A 17,555-nucleotide genomic window follows, 5' to 3' on the forward strand; every position below is an offset into this window, starting at 1 on the left:
GACCTCCGCCGTGACAGGGCGGCGCGCTAACCAACTGCGCCACAGGGCCTTACTCTGTGCAACTCCCACCTGCGTGGTCGCTGCGCGTACCCCCTACGGGATTCGAACCCGCGCTACCGCCTTGAAAGGGCGGCGTCCTAGGCCGCTAGACGAAGGGGGCCAGCCGAATCTCTCCGGGGTACTCACAACGCTCATTCGTTGGGAGCTTCGATAGCTTAGGGTACGGACACCCAAATCCTCAAACGAGCAGGGTGCCGTATCCTTTTCGGGGTTACACAACCACGCCCCTATAGCTCAGTTGGTAGAGCTACGGACTTTTAATCCGCAGGTCCCAGGTTCGAGCCCTGGTGGGGGCACCACATCAGCGCGGGTCTCAGCTGGTCGGGAAACCGACCTTGGTGAGTTCTTCGGAGACGTTCCAGATGCGCCGGGCGTCGTCGGTGCTGCGCAGGCGGGAGTAGAGCTTCTGCTCTGCCGGAGCGCCGCCCAGGTGCCCGGGCCCGCGCGGCCCGTAGAACGCGCCCGCCTTGGCGTCAGGGGAGGTCGCGGCGTAGACCGCCGGAAGCCCGGCGGTGTCGGCGGTTCCCATGATGCCGAGGCGAGACAGGAGCGAGACCACGCGCCGGCCCGATGTCTGCCGATCGCGGCCGAGTTCGGGGCGCGCGGCGAGCAGGCTGGTGGGAGCGACGCCAGGGTGAGAGATGTTGCTGGTGATCCGCCACCCGCTCGCCCGACTGCGCCGATCGAGTTCAAGACCGAACAGCCCGAGCGCGATCTTCGACTGGCTGTAGGCGCCCATCCCGTCGTAGGAGCGCTCCCAGTTCAGGTCGTCCCAGTTGATGGAGCCGCGGTTGGCCGCGATGCTGACCTGTGAGGTCACCCGTGCGTGGCCCGCTTCCAGCAGCGGCAGCAGGTGTGCGGTCAGCGCGACATGCCCGAGGTGGTTAGAGCCGAACTGCAATTCGAACCCGTCGGCGGTGGTGTGCCGGTCGGGCGGGGTCATCACGCCGGCGTTGTTGATCAGGATGTGGATGGGCCGTCCCTCGTGGCGCAGCGTCTCGCCGAGGGCGGCGACGGAGTCGAGCGACGACAGATCGAGGTCGCGCAGTGACGCGTCGGCGCCGGGAACGGTCTGTCTGATTCTGGCGATCGCCGCCTCACCTTTGGCTCGATTGCGGACCGGCATCAGGACTTCGGCACCGGCGGCGGCCAGCCTCGCGGCGATGACGAGGCCGATGCCGTCGCTTGCTCCGGTGACCACGGCGCGTTTGCCGGACAGGTCGGGGACGGTGATGGTGACGGGTTTGCGTGGCATGGGATCACTCCTGGGGACGATGTCGGTGATTCCACGGTGACGCCGGAGGCCGGAACCATCCAGGGATCGTTGATCCCCCGATACGGAGCACGCCGGTCGCCGCAAGGGGGGGATCGACGGGCCGTGGATGCGCATCGGCGGGGAGGATACAAACGACGCACACCGTGAGGAGGTGCCCGTGGCCATCGACAGGAGCGGACTGGCGCAGTTCCTCCGACGTCGTCGGGAGTCGCTGCAACCCGAAGATGTCGGCCTTCCCCGAGGGCGGCGGCGCAGGACGGGTGGGCTGCGGCGGGAGGAAGTGGCGTCGTTGTGCCACATGTCGACCGACTACTACTCGCGGCTGGAACGGCAACGAGGCCCCCAGCCGTCCGAGCAGATGATCGCCTCCATCGCTCAGGGGCTCCACCTGTCCCTCGATGAACGTGACCATCTGTTCCGGCTCGCCGGGCACACGCCCCCCACCCGCGGCGGGGACAGCGAGCACATCAGCCCCGGCCTGCTGCGCATCTTCGACCGCCTGCACGACACCCCCGCCGAGATCGTCACCGAGCTCGGCGAGACGTTGCGCCAGACCGCGCTCGGCGTCGCTCTCACCGGTGACCTGACCGGATATCGCGGACTGGCCCGCAGCATCGGGTACCGCTGGTTCACCGACCCGTCGTCACGGCTGCTCTACGCCCCCGAGGATCACCCGTTCCTGACCCGGCTGTGGGTCTCGGGGCTGCGGGAGGTTGCGACGTTGCGGGGTCCGGGATCACGCGCCGCCCACGTCGCCGACGAGCTCCGGGCCCGGAGCGAGGAGTTCCGCCAGGTGTGGAACGACCACGAGGTCGGCATTCGGCCTCGCGAGGTCAAGCACTTCGTCCACCCGGAGCTCGGCGCGCTGGAACTGACCTGCCAGATGCTGCTCGACCCGGTCCAGTCGCACTCGCTGCTCGTCTACACCGCGATTCCCGGCAGCGAGAGCTACGAGAAGCTGCAACTGCTCCCGGCCGTCGGCGCCCAGGCGTCACGCTGAGCGTCAGCGCAGGTAGATCTCGTCGCCGTCGGGGTAGCCACCGCCGGTGGTGGTCACGTGCACGTGGTCGTAATGGCCGTAGCCGCCGGACCGGGCTCCTCCCGGCGTGTAGTACACGCCCCGCCAGATCGCGTCCTGGATCCCGAACCGTTCGGCGTTCTCCAGCACGTAGGCGACGATCTGGTTGCCGAGCGCGATGCCGGACTGCGACATCGGGTTCGGGATCATGACGTCCAGCGCCAGCCCGTTGGGATGCCACCGCAAGGCGTCCTGGCGGACGCCGCCGATGTTGTTGATCTCCGGGAAGACGGCGCTGATGCTGCGAGCGGTCAGGATGGTGCGTACCTGCAGACCGGTCTCCGGGGCGACACCGGCGGGCAGAGTGCGACTGACCACCCGCCAGCGGGACGCGGACACCAGCGAGGCCGGCTCAGCGTCAGCGCCACCGTCGTCGGTCAACCGTTCGGGTACGTGTCCCGTCGCGGGTGCCGCGACGATCTCCACGCAGCACGGCGTGGACTGCTCCGCCACGGCCACCGGTGCCGGTGCGGCGACACGCTCCTCCTCCGCCGGGAGAGGGACGGGTGCGGCGTCGCCCTTGACCCCGAGCAGCACCACTGCGGCCGGGGCGAGCGCGGACACCACGTACACCGACCGGTTGCGCCGCTTCTTGGCGATGGAGTGCCGACCCACGTCCAGCAAGATAACGAAAAATTCGGCAATGTACAGCATTGATCATGAAAACTGAATGCGACCCGCGGATTGTTACACGACCGGGATAAGTCGGTTAGCGACGGTATACCTGCTGGTCAGGCGCGCATTTCCGGGTCACACGACGACGAGCAGCGCCGCGAGCACGAGCACCACCGTCAACGCCGTCGCCGCGAGCACGCCGCCGGTACGTCGCCGCGGTGCCGACGGAGCGTCCAGGCTGGCCAGCATCTGCTCGGCGGTGCCGAACCGCCACCTCGGGTCGCGCGCCATGGACCGTTCGATCGTCGTCGCCAGAGCGGGGTCGACGTCGGGCCGCAGCGCGCTCAACGGCGCCAACCGGCCGACCGCGATCGCGTCGGCCAGCGCCGCGAGATTGTCCTGCGGATAGGCGCGGCGGGCTGTCAGCGCCTCGTACGCCACCACGCCGAGCGCGTACAGGTCGTCGCTCGGTGTCGCCGGCCGGCCGGCGATCCGATCGGCCGGCAGGTAGGCCATCGTCCCGAAGACCCGGTTGGTCAGCGTCTGCGGGGTGTCCGGGCTCTTGGCCACGCCGAAGTCCGCGATCTTCACCCCGCCGTGGTGGGTGAAAAGGATGTTGGCGGGCTTGATGTCGCGGTGCAGCACACCGCGGGCGTGCGCGGCGCTCAGCGCCGACAACACGTCGCGCATGATCGCGCGCACGTGCTCGGCGGGCAGCGGCCCGTGACGCGCCAGAACGTCGGCCAGGGTCTGCCCCGGAAGGCGCTCCAGCACGATGTAGTGGCGGCCGTCGTGCACACCGGTGTCATGGACGGCGACGACGTGCGGGTGGTTCAGCGCAGCCGCGGCGCGGGCCTCGGTGGCGAATCGGCGCCGGGTGTCGGGTTGTGTGCTGACCGCCGGATAGAGCAGTTTCACGGCGACGGGCCGGCCCAACCGCTTGTCCCAGGCATCACGGACCTCGGCCATCCCGCCGCGGCCGAGCACACCCCGCAGTTCGTACCGACCGCCAATCAGCTCCGGCGCGTGCATGCTCCCAAGCTAGCCCGTCTTCGGCGGGCGCAAACCTAACGCGCGGGCACGGTCGGCACCGCCGGCGTGTTCGGCCAGCAGCCCAGCGGGCTCATCGAGGCCTCCCTGGCCGCGTCCAGGCATTTGCTGACGAGCACGTTCGGGTTGTCCGACACCGAGCCGGCCAGGATCTCGTTGGCCCGCGCCTCGGCCTCGGCGGTCTTGGCGCGCTGTTCGGCCACCCGGGTGTTGGCCCGCTCGGCGTTGAGCGCGTTGATGCGGCCCTGCGTGGCCTCGTCGTAACTCACCAGCGGGATGATCACGTTGATGATCTCGACCTGATCACCGACCTTGGCGCGCAGCTTGTCCGCGACATCGTTGCCCAGCGCCTGGACGTCGGTGCCCTCCACGTTCTCCGGCGCCAACGGGTCGAAGTCGGAGAACACCTCGTTCAGCGCCGCGCCCAGTTCCCGGGTGACCAGGTTGTCGCGGACGTTGTCGAAGTCGCGGTAGTCCAGGAACAGTTCGTCGGCGGCCGCGGGCTGGATGCGCCACCGGACACTGTTGTCGACGAACGCGGTCGAGTTGTTGCCCAGCCGGACCATGGTGGCGTACTCACCGGTGTGGTTGTCGATCTGGATGGCGCCGTCCATCTCGGTCACCGACTGCCAGGGCGCTTTCACGTGCAGGCCGTTGCCGAGGGTGCCGCTCGGTCTGCCGAGGGTGGTGACCACGCCGATGTTGCGGGTGGACACCATCGTCGTCGACCCGAGGATCAGCACCAGGATCGTCAGCACGCCGGCGACGACGGCGATGCGGGTGCCGCGGGTCCGGCCGGCATCACTGCCGGCCACGGCGCGGGACAACAGTCCGAAAGAGGTGAGCAGCACCAGGACGATCGCTGCGAAAATCTCCCACGGCACGTCGGCGACCTCTTTCCTGAAGACGGCGGTTTCCGCCGAATCGTACGATCAAGATCAGGCCGGCGCGTCCCGCAGGTGGTCACACGTCGGGGCAGTAGAAGTGCGGGTCGCCGCGGTATTCGAGCGGGGGCAGATTGCGGGCGGGCGTCTCCACCAACGGTGAGTCGACCGGCAGCCGTCCCGTCGCCCGGTCCCACGCCGAACGTTTGCGGGGATGCATCAGCATCCGCTTCGGCAGCACCCGCGTGATCCGGTACACCGCGCGCCCGAACAGTTTGTGCAACCGCTCCTGCCGCGGCGTCCATCGGTAGCCCATCAGTTCCCGTACCGGCGGATCGAACAGACCGACCGTCGCGAAGTTGAAGAAACGTTGCATCGCAGCGATATTCAGGCGCCACAGCCAGTCGGGCAGCCACCCCAGCGACGGGTGCTTGGGCATCGCGGACAGGTCGAGCACCTCACGCGCCGCCCAGGTGTTCTCCAACACGTTGCGGCACATGTGGTCCCAGTACTCCTGGAACTCCTCCCAGGTCTTCGGGACCGGCCGCATGCTCATGCCGTACATCCGGTACCAGGCGATGTGCTCGTCGAAGAGCTGACGCTTCTGCGCCTCGGTGAGGCCACCACCGACCCATTCGGCGGCCAGCAGCGTGGACTTGAAGAACGTCGCGTGCGCCCAGTAGAAGACGTCGGGATTCAGCGCGCTGTAGCGGCGGCCTTGATCGTCGACGCCCTTGATCCCGATGTGATAGTCGCGGACCTGCGCTCCCGTGCCGGGCGCACGGTCGCCGTCGAAGACCACCCCACCGATCGGATAGACCGACCGGAACAACCGCGGCATCCGCTCCATGAAGAAGATCGAGTGCTGTTGCACCGCCGCACCGAGCTGGGGATGCATGTTCTGCATCGAACCGGCCCACGGGCCCTGCAGCATTCCGGTCCACTGACCGAAGTAGCGCCACGTCAGCGAGTCGGGGCCGAGCGGCTCCGGGACGGCGCCGTACCCGCCGCCGACCGGGCAGCCCGCCGCCGCGACGTCGGGTGCCGGCGCGGATGCGCTGGTGACGGGGCCCGCCGCAGACGTATCTTGAGTCACTGGTGCTCTTCCCTGCCGAACGTGTGCCGCACGATAATTTGACTACATGCGTTGTCAGCAACGAGCTTAGGAGGACCGTGGCGTCGGGTCAACGACGCGGCAGATGGTCGGGCGTTCCACTACCGGACCGCCAGGCGCTTCGCCGCGACGAACTGATCGCCGCCGGCATCGCGCTCCTGGGCAGCCCCGGCGGACCGCACCTGACCGTGCGCGCGGTGTGCCGGGCGGCCGGCCTCACCGAACGGTATTTCTACGAGAGCTTCACCGACCGTGACGAATACGTCGCAGCCGTCTACGACGACGTCTGTACCGCGGCGATGTCGGCGCTGATGAAGTCCGAGAGCATGCGCGACGCGGTCGAACGGTTCGTGGCGTTGATGATCGACGATCCGGCGCGCGGCCGGGTACTCCTGCTCGCTCCGGAGGCCGAACCGGTGCTGGCCCGGTCGGGGGCGCGGTGGATGCCCAACTTCATCGAACTGCTACAGCGCAACCTGACCCAGATCAGCGACCCGACCACCCAGGCGATGGTTGCGACAGGTCTGATCGGGGCACTCACCGCGTTGTTCACGGCTTATCTGGACGGTCGGCTGGACGCGACGCGCGAGCAGTTCATCGACCACTGTGCTGAGCTACTGCTCAGCAGGGCTGCGACCTAAAAGTGCATTTCAGCCCGGTGTGAGCCGCGGCGCGGCGACTTGAATGTCACCGAGATACACAGATATATTGAGTGCAACCATCAGGTACAGATAACTGGGAGGTGTCGTGTCGAAAGACCTGACCGACCTGCAGCTGTTGAAAGAGCTCGAGCCCGTCGTCGAGCCTCTGGTCAACCGGCACATGCGGATGAAGAAGGACTGGAACCCGCACGACTACATCCCGTGGTCCGACGGCAAGAACTACTACGCCCTCGGCGGTCAGGACTGGGACATCGAGCAGTCGAAGCTCTCCGAGGTCGCCAGGGTCGCGATGCTGACCAACCTGCTGACCGAGGACAACCTGCCGTCGTATCACCGCGAGATCGCGATGAACTTCAGCATGGACGGGCCGTGGGGCTTCTGGGTCAACAGGTGGACCGCCGAGGAGAACCGGCACGGCATCGCGCTGCGCGACTACCTCGTCGTCACCCGTAACGTCGACCCCGTCGAGCTGGAGGTGCTGCGCCTCGAGCAGATGACCCGCGGCTTCAGCCCGGGCCAGAACCAGCAGGGCGGGATCGAACTCTTCGCCGAGAGCCTGTTCGACTCGGTGATCTATGTGACGTTCCAGGAGCTCGCCACCCGCGTGTCGCACCGCAACACCGGCAAGGCCTGCGAGGACCCGATCGCCGACCAGCTGTTGCAGCGCGTCTCGGCCGACGAGAACCTGCACATGATCTTCTACCGCGACGTGTCGGAGGCCGGTTTCGAGATCGCTCCCGACCAGGCGATGAAGTCGCTGCACAAGGTGCTGCGCAACTTCAAGATGCCCGGGTACACCATCCCGGACTTCCGTCGCCGCGCGGTGACCATCGCCTCCGGCGGTGTGTACGACCCGAAGATCCATCTCGACGACATCGTGATGCCGGTGCTGAAGAAGTGGCGCATCTTCGAACGCGAGGACTTCAACGGCGAGAGCGCAAAGCTGCGCGATGATCTCGGCCTGCTGGTCGAGGAGTTGCAGGAGGCCGTCGACAAGTTCGAGGTCGCCAAGCAGCGCCGGGAAGCACGACTGGCTCAGATGGCCGAGAAGAAGGCGGCCAAGGCTCAGCTGGTGGGATCATCAACGCCGTAACCGTCACCCAGCGCCCGGCCCGGTCCGCCCTGCGGATCGGGCCGATCGCATTGCGCAGCCCGGTCGTCCTCGCTCCGATGGCCGGGGTGACCAACGTCGCGTTCCGCACGTTGTGCCGGGAACTGGAGCTCAGCCGGGCCGGCACCGTGAGCGGGCTGTACGTCTGCGAGATGGTCACCGCGCGCGCCCTGGTGGAACGCCATCCGGTCACCATGCACATGACGACGTTCGCACCGGAGGAGTCGCCGCGGTCGCTGCAGCTCTACACCGTCGACCCCGCCAACACCTACGCGGCGGCCAAGATGATCGTCGACGAAAACCTCGCCGACCACGTCGACATGAACTTCGGCTGCCCGGTACCCAAGGTCACCCGCCGGGGCGGCGGTGCCGCGCTGCCGTACAAGCGGCGCCTGTTCGGTCAGATCGTGGCGGCGGCGGTCCGCGCCACCGAAGGCACCGACATCCCGGTCACGGTGAAATTCCGCATCGGGATCGACGACGCCCACCACACACATCTGGACGCCGGGCGCATCGCCGCGGAGGAGGGCGCCGCGGCGGTGGCACTGCATGCCCGCACCGCCGCCCAGCGCTACTCGGGCAGCGCCGACTGGGAACAGATCGCGGCGCTGAAGGCGCACGTCACCAGCGTTCCGGTGCTCGGCAACGGTGATATCTTCGACGCCCGTGACGCGCTCGCCATGATGGCCGCGACGCATTGCGACGGGGTCGTGATCGGCCGTGGCTGCCTCGGGCGGCCGTGGCTGTTCGCCGAGTTGTCCGCCGCCTTCAACGGCACCGCCCCGGCGACGCCACCGACCCTCGGTGAGGTCGCACAGATCATCCGTCGGCACGGCGAGCTGCTCGCCGCTCATTTCGGAGAGGACAAGGGAATGCGGGACATCCGCAAGCACGTCGCCTGGTACCTGCACGGCTTCCCGGCGGGAGCGGATCTCCGCAGGTCTTTGGCGCTGGTCAAGACGCTCTCCGAGCTGGACGAACTTCTCGATCAGCTCGACCCCGACGTGCCGTTCCCCGCCGCGGCCAACGGCCCGCGGGGCCGCCAGGGTTCGGCCGCGTCGGTGACCCTGCCCGAGGGTTGGCTCGACGATCCGGACGACTGCACGGTGCCGGCGGGCGCCGATGTGATGCATTCGGGCGGCTGATCTACTCGCCGAGACACTTCTGAGACTGTTCTGACACCGAGGTTCGGCTGGAGGTCTCTCAGGATGTCTCAGTACGATGAGGGATCAAACTGCCTGTCTCCGGTGGCGGAGGCGGGCTTGGTGCTCTAGACAGTGAACAGGCACTCGGCAGTCAGCGTGCCGTGCGCAATGACGCGCACAGACCGCGAGACGCCGTGAACGCTGGAAGGCCGGTAGGAAGATGAGCGACGGCGACATGGAGGATGCCGCTGCCACTCCCGGCCGCCCTGAACCCGGTGACGATCCGACTTCCTCGGGCACGGCGTCCGCGCCGATCACCGTCGCGGACCTGATCGCCAAGATCCACGGAGACGGCGCCGCCGCGCCGCAGCCCCGGCGGCGCCGCGCCCGCGCGGAACCGGCCGAGGAAGAACCCGAGCCCTACCCCGACACCGACGAGCTCGACACCACGATCCTGCCGGCCGTCGAACCGTCCCGCGCCGATCTGCCCAACCTGTCGGCCCCCCGCGCTCCGGCGCACGCGCCGACCAAGCCGCGGGTACGCCCGTCGCACCGGATGACCGTCGCGGGCCGGGTGGTCGCGGCGCTGGTCGCGGTGCTCGCGCTGGTGCTGACCGGCGGGGCGTGGCAGTGGCAGTCGGCTAAGAACAACCTGCTCAACAGGGTCTCGGCGCTTGACCCGGATTCGCGCGACATCGTCGACCCCAACGCGCAGTTCGGCGACGAGAACTTCCTCATCGTCGGCACCGACAGCCGTCTCGGCGAGAACAGCGACATGGGTGCGGGCACCACCGAGGATGCGGCCGGCGCCCGGTCCGACACCGTGATGCTGGTGAACATCCCGGCGAACCGCAAACGTGTTGTGGCCGTGTCGTTTCCCCGCGATCTCGAGATCGAGCCGATGGAATGCGAGCCGTGGAATCCCGAGACCCGGGAATACGGCACCATCTACGACGAAGAGTCGCCGATGTACGGCTTGGAGAAGGTCTACACCGAGTACAAGTTGAACTCGGCCTTCGCCGTGGGCGGACCGAAGTGCCTTGTCAAGGTCATCCAGAAAATGTCCGGCCTGCACGTGAACCGGTTCATGGCAGTCGATTTCGCCGGTTTCTCCAAGATGGTCGACGCGCTCGGCGGAGTGGAGGTGTGCAGCACCACCCCGATCGAGGACTACGAACTCGGCACCGTGCTGCCCACCGCGGGACGTCAGATCGTCGACGGACACACCGCACTGAACTACGTACGCGCCCGCCAGGTGACCACCGAGACCAACGGTGACTACGGCCGCATCAAACGGCAGCAGTTGTTCCTGTCGTCGCTGCTGCGGTCGCTGATCTCGAAGGAGACGTTCTTCTCGCTGTCGAAGCTGAACAACGTGGTGAACATGTTCATCAACGACAGCTACGTCGACAACGTCGACACCAAGGACCTCGTGGACCTCGGTCAGTCCGTGCAGGGCGTGAACGCGGGCCGGATCACGTTCGTCACCGTGCCGACGGTCGGCTACGCCGACGAGTGGGGCAACGAGATCCCCCGCACCGACGACATGCAGGCGCTGTTCGCCGCCATCATCAACGACGACCCGCTGCCCGAGGAGCGCAACGCCGACAACACCCCGGTGTCGGGCGCCCCGGACACGCTGGCCAGTTCCTCGCCGACCCAGGAGCCGGGCCAGTCGGCCGGCGGGGAGACTGTGGACGCCATCGCCACCGAGCCGCAGAGCGTCACCGTGCAGGTGTCGAACTCGACCAGTTCGGCGGGCCTCGGAGCCAACACGGCCACCGCGCTGCAGGCCTACGGGTTCAACGTGACGACGCCCGACGACTATCCGGGGCCGCTGTCGCGCACCACGGTGTTCTTCTCACCCGGTAACGAGGAGGCCGCCGCCACCGTCGCGTCGTCGTTCGAGGACGCCGCCATCGAACGGGTCAACGGGCTGGGTGACGTCGTCCAGGTCGTCCTGGGCACCGACTTCGACGCGGTGACCGCTCCGTCCCCCAGCGGATCCCCGGTCCAGGTGCAGGTGATCCGCGGCACGAAATCGGCTCCCACCGCGTTGCCGGAAGACCTCACCGTCACCAACGCCGCGGACACCAGCTGCGAGTAGCGTCCACAACATTTCGGCAGGTGGCATTCACCTTTCGTTCACCGTCAGCTCGTGACCATCCGGGAACGACCCCGGTAGGGTTGACACATGCGTACCGCGTACCACGAGCAGTTGGCGGCATTGTCCAGTCGGCTCGGCGACATGTGCGGGCTGGCCGGCGTCGCGATGGAGCGGTCCACCCAGGCCCTGCTGCAGGCAGACCTGGCGCTCGCCGAACAGGTGATCACCGACCATGAACAGATCACCGCCCTCAGCGTCCGCGCCGAGGAAGAGGCGTTCGTGCTGCTCGCGCTGCAGGCCCCGGTCGCCGGTGACCTGCGCGCCATCGTGAGCTCGATCCAGATCGTCGCCGACGTCGACCGGATGGGCGCGTTGGCGCTGCACGTCGCCAAGATCGCCCGCCGTCGACACCCGCAGCATGCGCTGCCCGAGGAGGTCAACGGCTATTTCGCCGAGATGGGCCGGGTCGCCGTCGACCTCGGTCACAGCGCCCAGGAAGTGCTGCTCACCCGCGATCCGGAGAAGGCCGCCCGGATCCGCGAAGAAGACGATGCGATGGACGACCTGCATCGGCACCTGTTCACGGTGCTGATGGACCGGGAGTGGAAGCACGGCGTCGCCGCCGCCGTCGACGTGACGCTGCTGGGACGCTACTACGAGCGCTTTGCCGACCATGCCGTCGAAGTGGCCCGCCGGGTGATCTTCCAGGTCACGGGCCGCACCGGTGACGAAGAGGAACTGCCGGCGTCGCGCTAGCCCCGTTCCCCCGCGAACAGACACAAAGCTGCCCCATTTCTCGTGAAATGGGGCAGCTTTATGTCTGTTCGCGCTGGGGCTGTCAGCCGAACCGCCCGGAGATGTAGTCCTCGGTGGCCTTCATCGTGGGGTTGGAGAAGATCTTCTCGGTGTCGTCGATCTCGATCAGCTTGCCCGGCTTGCCGGTGGCTTCGAGGTTGAAGAACGCCGTCTGGTCACTGACCCGCGCCGCCTGCTGCATGTTGTGCGTGACGATCACAATCGTGAAGTCCTGCTTGAGCTCGGCGATCAGATCCTCGATCGCCAGCGTCGAGATCGGGTCGAGCGCCGAGCACGGCTCATCCATCAACAGCACGTCGGGCTGCACCGCGATCGCGCGGGCGATGCACAGACGCTGCTGCTGACCGCCGGACAGCCCACCGCCCGGCTTGTCGAGCCGGTCCTTGACCTCGTTCCACAGGTTGGCACCCTTGAGGGAACGCTCCGCGACCTCGTCGAGGGTCTTCTTGTTCCGGACGCCCTGCAGCTTCAGCCCGGCCACCACGTTGTCGCGAATCGACATGGTGGGAAAGGGGTTCGGGCGCTGAAACACCATGCCGATGGTCTTGCGCACGCCGACCGGATCGACCCCGGCGCCGTAGATGTCCTCACCGTCGAGCAACACCGAGCCCTCGACACGGGCGCCCGGGATGACCTCGTGCATGCGGTTGAGGGTGCGCAGCACGGTCGACTTTCCACAGCCCGACGGGCCGATGAACGCCGTCACGCTGCGCGGTTCCACCGACAGCGTGACACCCGCCACCGCGTGGAACGCTCCGTAGTAGATGTTGACGTCCTTGAGGTCGAGACGCTTGGCCATGTCGGACTCCTAAACCTTTTTGGGGGCGAAGAATTTGGCGAGGAAACGGGCACCGATGTTCAACGCGGCGATCAGCACCACGAGGGTGAGCGCGGCGCCCCACAACCGGTCGGTGGGAATCGGGTTGGCCCCCGCACCCGCGGATGTCTGGTCGTACATCATGCCGGGCAGCGAGCCCATGAACCCGCTGGACATGTCGAAGTTGATCGCCTGCGCGTAACCCACCAGGATCAGCAGCGGCGCGGTCTCCCCCATCACCCGGGCGAGCGAGAGCAGGATCCCGGTGACGATGCCGGACAGCGCGGTCGGCACGACGATCTTGGCGATGGTCTTCCATTTCGGGACGCCGAGCGCGTAGCTCGCCTCGCGCAGGTCCATCGGCACGATCCGCAGCATCTCCTCGGTCGAGCGCACGATGACCGGAATCATCAACAGCACCAACGCAAGTGACACGGCAAGACCGGACCGTTCGAAGCCCAGGGTGGCCACCCACAGCGCGTAGATGAACAGTGCGGCCACGATCGACGGCACACCGGTCAGGATGTCGACCATGAACGTGGTCACCTTGCCGAGCCGGGAACCGCCGCCGTACTCGACCAGATAGATGCCGACGAACACGCCGACCGGGATCGAGATGACGGCGCAGACCGCTGCCTGCAGCAGCGAACCGACGATGGCGTGGTAGGCACCGCCGCCGGCGGCGAACGCCGTCATGCCCGCCTGCGAGTTCATCCACCAGGTGCTCGACATGACCACGCCGATGCCCTTGGCGACCACGGTGTAGAGCACCCAGACCAGCGGAATGATCGCGATCACCACCGAGGCGGTGACCAGTACGGTCGCGAGGTTGTTGGTCAGCTTGCGTCGTGTGCTGACGCCCTGGAACGTCGGCGCCTTGACGGGCTGGTCCAGCGTTGCGGAGGTCATGATGCGGATCGGTCCTTTCCGGCGACCGCGGCGCGGGCCAGCGAGTTGACCACGAACGTCAGGATGAACAGCACCAGACCCGCGGCGATGTACGCACCGGCCTTGTACTGGTCGTTGAATTCCGAGGCGGCGGAAGCGATCTTGCTGGCGAAGGTGTAGCCGGCGTCGAACAGTGACCAGCCGAACGCCTGCTGGGTGCCACGCAGGATGATCAACAGCGCGATCGTCTCACCGAGTGCGCGGCCCAGACCGAGCATCGCGCCGCTGATGTACCCCGACATGCCGAACGGCAGCACCGTCGTGCGCACCACCTCCCAGCGGGTGGCGCCGAGTGCGAGCGCGGCCTCGATCTGCCCGCGCGGCGTCTGGACGAACACCTCGCGGGTCACCGCGGTGATGATCGGCAGGATCATCACCGCGAGCACGATGCCCGCGGTGAAGATCGTGCCGCCGCCCGCCACGGACGCGTTGCCGGTGGAGAACAGGAAGAACCAACTCAGGTTCTCGTTGAGCCAGACCGCCACCGGTTTGATCACCGGCGCCAACACATACAGGCCCCAGACGCCGTAGATGATCGACGGCACCGCGGCCAGCAGGTCGACCATGTACGCCAGCGGCCCCGCGATCCGTTTCGGCGCGTAGTTCGTCTGGTAGATCGCGATGCCCAGGGCGACCGGCATCGCCAGGATCAGCGCGAAGACCGACACGAACACCGTCACCTGGAGCAGATCCAGGATGCCGAAGTGCATCGCGGACGTGTCGGTGGTGACCCAGTTACCGCCGAAGAGGAAGAAGTTCTCCTCGTTACGGGCCAGCGCCGGGACGGCCCGCCACAACAGGAAGATCCCGATCGCGGCGATGATGGCGACGATCAGGACGCCCGAGCCCTCCGCCAATCCACGGAAGATCCGGTCCCCCAGACGCTCTTTGGCGTTCTTGGAGGGGTCAGTCGATATCGGGGTGGGCTCGGGGAAGGGGGTGGCCAAGGCCTCCCCCGACCCCGCGTCCATCGGGTTCGGCGTTGTCAATGAGAGCCCATCGAGCTTGTCGGTCATTCGGTCAGAACCCATCCTCGCCGTTGCCCGGCCGTCGCGCCAATGATCTAGGCAGTCGAACCGATGGCCTCGATCGAGGTCAGCAGCCGTTCCTTGAACTTCTCCGGCAGCGGCACGTAACCGGCGGCCGACAGACCCGACTGGCCGTCATTGGCCGCGACGGTCAGAAATGACTTCACCGCATCGGCGGTCTCGGCGTCGTAGCCGGCCGAGCAGACGATCTCGTAGGTGGCCAGCACCAGCGGGTACGCGCCCGGCTCCTGGGTGCCGTACAGCGAGTTCAGGTCCAGCGTCAGGTCGTTGCCCTCAGAGGCGAACGTGGCCGCGTCGATGGCCTTACCGGCCGACTCGTCGTTCAGCTCGACGGCGCCGCTGCCGTTGTCGATCTGCGCGTACGGAATACCCGCCTGGTCGGCGAAGCCCTTCTCGACGTAGCCGATGGCGCCCGGGGTGGCCTGGACGGCCTGCGCGACACCGGCGGACTTCTGGGCACCCTCACCTGCGCCGCCCTGGAACTCGCTGCCGTCACCCTTGGTCCACGACTGCGGTGCAGCGGCCGCGAGGTACTTCTGGAAGTTGTCGGTGGTGCCCGAGGAGTCCGACCGGAAGATCGGGGTGATGTTGGCGTCCGGCAGCGTCTTGCCCTCGTTGAGCGCCATGATCGCGGGGTCGTTCCAATTCGTGATCTGGCCCTGGAAGATCTTGGCCAAGGTGTCGGCGTTGAGAACGAGGCCCTCGACACCCTCGATGTTGTAGGCCATGGCGATCGGACCGAACACCAGCGGCAGGTTCCACGCCGGATTGCCGCCGCAGCGCTGCGCGGCCTGCTGGGCCTGCTCCTCCTCGATCGCCGAGTCAGATCCGGCGAAGTCGACGTTGCCGGCGACGAACTGCTCGCGGCCCGCGCCCGAGCCGGTCGGGTTGTAGGACAGGTTCTTGCCCTGGCACTTCTGGCTCCACACCTGGTTGAACAGAGCCACCGCGTTCTGCTGGGCGGTCGAGCCCTCCGCGGTCACCGAGTTCTTGCCGGCGCAGTCCGCGGAAGAGGCAGGAGCGGCACCGGTGGTGTCGGAGGATCCCCCCTGCGCGTTGTTGTCGCTGCCGCACCCGGCGAGCGTCAACGCAGTGATTGCTGCGACCGAGACGGTCGTACCAAAAGTCCTGCCGATGATGTTGAGCTTCACTGATCCCACTTTCCTGTTTAGACGTCCCCAGACGGCTCCGAACTCCCCGGCAACGTATGCGGCCGGAGTGGACGGATCGGGGATAGCGGGTTAACGAGAAGTGAACACGTCAGCGATATCACAGGTGGGCGGGCGTGGCCGCGGCGTATGCCACGTCGGTGTTGGCCACCTCGAAACCCAATCGACGGTACGTCTTCACCGCCGCGATGTTGTCCGCTTCGACGTAGAGCATCACGTCGGCGGGACGCTCGGGGCGCAGCAGCCGCTCGGCCAGATGGTGCAGGCCGATCAGCGTCAGCGCGCCGCCGACCCCTCGCCCCTGGGCGGCGGGGTCTACCCCGACCACGTACACCTCGCCCAGAGTCGCGGAATGCGTTTTGGTCCAATGGAATCCGAGCAACCGGCCGTCGTTCTCGTCGAACGCCAGGAAGAATCCGGCCGGGTCGAACCACGGTTCGTCGCGGCGCTCGGCGATGTCGGCGTCGGTCCAGCCGCCCTGTTCGGGGTGCCACGAGAACGCGGCGTTGTTGACCCGGAGCAGCTCGGCGTCGTCCTGCGGTCCCGAATACGTGGCGAAGCGCACACCATCGACCGTCGCCACCGGCGGCAGGTCCCGCAGTGTGCGGCGCATCTGGAGGAGCTCCCGGACCGGGACCAGCTTCAACGCCGCAGCGGTGGCTCGCGCCGGCGCGAGATTGCCGTGGGCCCAGAACCGCGTGCCGGGTCCGCCGGCGGTGAGCGCGGTGCGGATCATCTCCGAGCCGATTCCACGGCGCCGGACGTCGGGGGCAACCACGAGTTCGGCCATCGGCGGTGCGTCGTCACCGGCCGGTGCGAGGTTCAGGTAGCCGGCCAGTCGTCTGTCCGAGACGGCCACCAGATGGCGGGTGCGTTGGTGGCCCAACTCGCGCACCACCTGGTCACCGACGGGGGCGACCGTGTCGAACGAGGTCGCCTCGGAGATCAGGGCACGGATCGTTTGTTGGTCGGCGCCCGACAGTTCCTGCTGCCATCCAACGGAAACCGACGGGGTCACGGACTGCGCAGCGCATCGTCGAGCGCCTCGGACACCCCGTCGGGGTCCAGGGGGCCGACGTCCTCGTAGGGGTCCTCATCGTCGAGTTCGTCGGCGATGTCGGCGCCTGCGGCCGGCGGCCGGCCGCGCGCGGGTCGCACCGCCTTGTAGCCGACGTTGCGCACCGTACCGATCAGCGACTCGTACTCGGGACCGAGTTTCGCGCGCAGACGCCGCACGTGGACGTCGACGGTGCGGGTGCCGCCGAAGAAGTCGTAGCCCCACACCTCCTGCAGCAGCTGCGCGCGCGTGAAGACCCGGCCCGCGTGCTGGGCGAGGTATTTGAGCAGTTCGAATTCCTTGTAGGTGAGATCGAGCGGCCGCCCGCGCAGACGCGCGGTGTAGGTGCCCTCGTCGATGACGAGCTCTCCGAGACTGATCTTGCCGAGGTTTTCCTGGTTGGCCATGCCCCCGCGGCGTCCCACCAGCAGCCGCAGCCGGGCGTCGATCTCGGCGGGCCCGGTGCTGGGCAGCAGGATCTTCATCGTCATGCGGTGGGCAACCTCCGTGCGTCGAGCGCCCCGAACAGGCCGTCGGCGCGGTTCCAGCCCTCGGCCAGCCGCCGCGCCTGCTCGTCGCGTCCGGAGGCCACCGCCG

The 17,555-nt window shown here is 67.5% G+C and carries 16 protein-coding genes, 2 tRNA genes and 1 pseudogene; 7 read left to right on the forward strand and 12 right to left on the reverse strand.

Annotated features, from left to right (window positions below; translation table 11 throughout):
* Positions 1-87 precede the first annotated feature (87 nt).
* Positions 88-160, reverse strand: a tRNA-Glu gene (locus ASJ79_RS01300).
* A 123-nt stretch (positions 161-283) separates the two neighbouring features.
* Between ASJ79_RS01300 and ASJ79_RS01305 the strand changes: the two genes are divergently transcribed.
* Positions 284-359, forward strand: a tRNA-Lys gene (locus ASJ79_RS01305).
* A gap of 14 nt (positions 360-373) precedes the next feature.
* Here ASJ79_RS01305 and ASJ79_RS01310 read toward each other — a convergent pair.
* Entirely contained in the window at positions 374-1,315 is a 942-nt protein-coding gene (locus ASJ79_RS01310) for an SDR family oxidoreductase (protein ID WP_067952446.1), read from the reverse strand.
* A gap of 127 nt (positions 1,316-1,442) precedes the next feature.
* On the opposite strand from ASJ79_RS01310, the gene ASJ79_RS01315 reads away from it, so the two are divergent.
* Positions 1,443-2,336, forward strand: a complete 894-nt coding sequence (locus ASJ79_RS01315; RefSeq protein ID WP_067952447.1) for a helix-turn-helix transcriptional regulator — start codon at positions 1,443-1,445, stop codon at positions 2,334-2,336.
* Between the two features lie 3 nt (positions 2,337-2,339).
* Here the strand turns inward: ASJ79_RS01315 and ASJ79_RS01320 are convergent, their stop codons facing one another.
* The 4 genes from ASJ79_RS01320 to ASJ79_RS01335 all read right to left on the reverse strand — a co-directional run bounded on the left by ASJ79_RS01320 (position 2,340) and on the right by ASJ79_RS01335 (position 6,059).
* Complete coding sequence (locus ASJ79_RS01320; protein WP_067952477.1) at positions 2,340-3,041, reverse strand: hypothetical protein; 702 nt, start codon at positions 3,039-3,041, stop codon at positions 2,340-2,342.
* 123 nt (positions 3,042-3,164) lie between these two features.
* Positions 3,165-4,061 (reverse strand): serine/threonine-protein kinase, encoded by an 897-nt coding sequence (locus ASJ79_RS01325; protein WP_067952449.1) that lies wholly within the window; start codon positions 4,059-4,061, stop codon positions 3,165-3,167.
* A 35-nt stretch (positions 4,062-4,096) separates the two neighbouring features.
* Positions 4,097-4,963: an SPFH domain-containing protein gene (locus ASJ79_RS01330; RefSeq protein ID WP_067952451.1), complete on the reverse strand. Its 867-nt coding sequence runs from the start codon at positions 4,961-4,963 to the stop codon at positions 4,097-4,099.
* A 79-nt stretch (positions 4,964-5,042) separates the two neighbouring features.
* Positions 5,043-6,059, reverse strand: coding sequence for an oxygenase MpaB family protein (locus ASJ79_RS01335; protein WP_067952453.1), 1,017 nt, complete (start codon positions 6,057-6,059; stop codon positions 5,043-5,045).
* A 77-nt stretch (positions 6,060-6,136) separates the two neighbouring features.
* Here ASJ79_RS01335 and ASJ79_RS01340 point away from each other — a divergent pair, with 77 nt between their 5' ends.
* The 5 genes from ASJ79_RS01340 to phoU all read left to right on the forward strand — a co-directional run bounded on the left by ASJ79_RS01340 (position 6,137) and on the right by phoU (position 11,858).
* A complete protein-coding gene (locus ASJ79_RS01340; protein ID WP_067952455.1) occupies positions 6,137-6,718 on the forward strand; it encodes a TetR/AcrR family transcriptional regulator in 582 nt (193 codons plus the stop codon).
* Between the two features lie 106 nt (positions 6,719-6,824).
* A complete protein-coding gene (locus ASJ79_RS01345) occupies positions 6,825-7,832 on the forward strand; it encodes an acyl-ACP desaturase (RefSeq protein WP_067952456.1) in 1,008 nt (335 codons plus the stop codon).
* A gap of 29 nt (positions 7,833-7,861) precedes the next feature.
* On the forward strand, positions 7,862-8,995 hold the full coding sequence (gene dusB, locus ASJ79_RS01350) for a tRNA dihydrouridine synthase DusB (RefSeq protein ID WP_067952458.1): 1,134 nt from the start codon (positions 7,862-7,864) through the stop codon (positions 8,993-8,995).
* Between the two features lie 220 nt (positions 8,996-9,215).
* Complete coding sequence (locus ASJ79_RS01355; protein ID WP_067952463.1) at positions 9,216-11,102, forward strand: LCP family protein; 1,887 nt, start codon at positions 9,216-9,218, stop codon at positions 11,100-11,102.
* An 87-nt stretch (positions 11,103-11,189) separates the two neighbouring features.
* A complete protein-coding gene (phoU, locus tag ASJ79_RS01360) occupies positions 11,190-11,858 on the forward strand; it encodes a phosphate signaling complex protein PhoU (RefSeq protein ID WP_067952465.1) in 669 nt (222 codons plus the stop codon).
* 82 nt (positions 11,859-11,940) lie between these two features.
* On the opposite strand, the gene pstB is transcribed toward phoU, so the two are convergent.
* From pstB to ASJ79_RS01390, 6 genes and pseudogenes are all read right to left on the reverse strand, one after another.
* Positions 11,941-12,717: a phosphate ABC transporter ATP-binding protein PstB gene (pstB, locus tag ASJ79_RS01365; protein WP_067952467.1), complete on the reverse strand. Its 777-nt coding sequence runs from the start codon at positions 12,715-12,717 to the stop codon at positions 11,941-11,943.
* 9 nt (positions 12,718-12,726) lie between these two features.
* Positions 12,727-13,644, reverse strand: a complete 918-nt coding sequence (pstA, locus tag ASJ79_RS01370) for a phosphate ABC transporter permease PstA (protein WP_067952469.1) — start codon at positions 13,642-13,644, stop codon at positions 12,727-12,729.
* On the reverse strand, positions 13,641-14,699 hold the full coding sequence (gene pstC / locus ASJ79_RS01375; RefSeq protein WP_067952470.1) for a phosphate ABC transporter permease subunit PstC: 1,059 nt from the start codon (positions 14,697-14,699) through the stop codon (positions 13,641-13,643). The genes pstA and pstC overlap by 4 nt, the downstream gene beginning before the upstream one ends.
* Positions 14,700-14,746: 47 nt before the next feature.
* The gene (gene pstS / locus ASJ79_RS01380) at positions 14,747-15,883 is read right to left on the reverse strand and encodes a phosphate ABC transporter substrate-binding protein PstS (protein WP_067952472.1); all 1,137 of its coding nucleotides are present in this window, start codon (positions 15,881-15,883) and stop codon (positions 14,747-14,749) included.
* Positions 15,884-16,001: 118 nt separating this feature from the next.
* Positions 16,002-16,919 (reverse strand): mycothiol synthase, encoded by a 918-nt coding sequence (gene mshD, locus ASJ79_RS01385; protein WP_067952474.1) that lies wholly within the window; start codon positions 16,917-16,919, stop codon positions 16,002-16,004.
* A pseudogene (locus ASJ79_RS01390) lies at positions 16,916-17,440 on the reverse strand (winged helix-turn-helix domain-containing protein); the annotation flags it as partial. The gene mshD and the pseudogene ASJ79_RS01390, both read right to left, overlap by 4 nt.
* Between the last annotated feature and the right edge of the window lie 115 nt (positions 17,441-17,555).

It is taken from the genome of Mycobacterium sp. NAZ190054 (genome assembly GCF_001545925.1).
In the GTDB taxonomy this organism is placed as follows: Bacteria; Actinomycetota; Actinomycetes; order Mycobacteriales; family Mycobacteriaceae; genus Mycobacterium.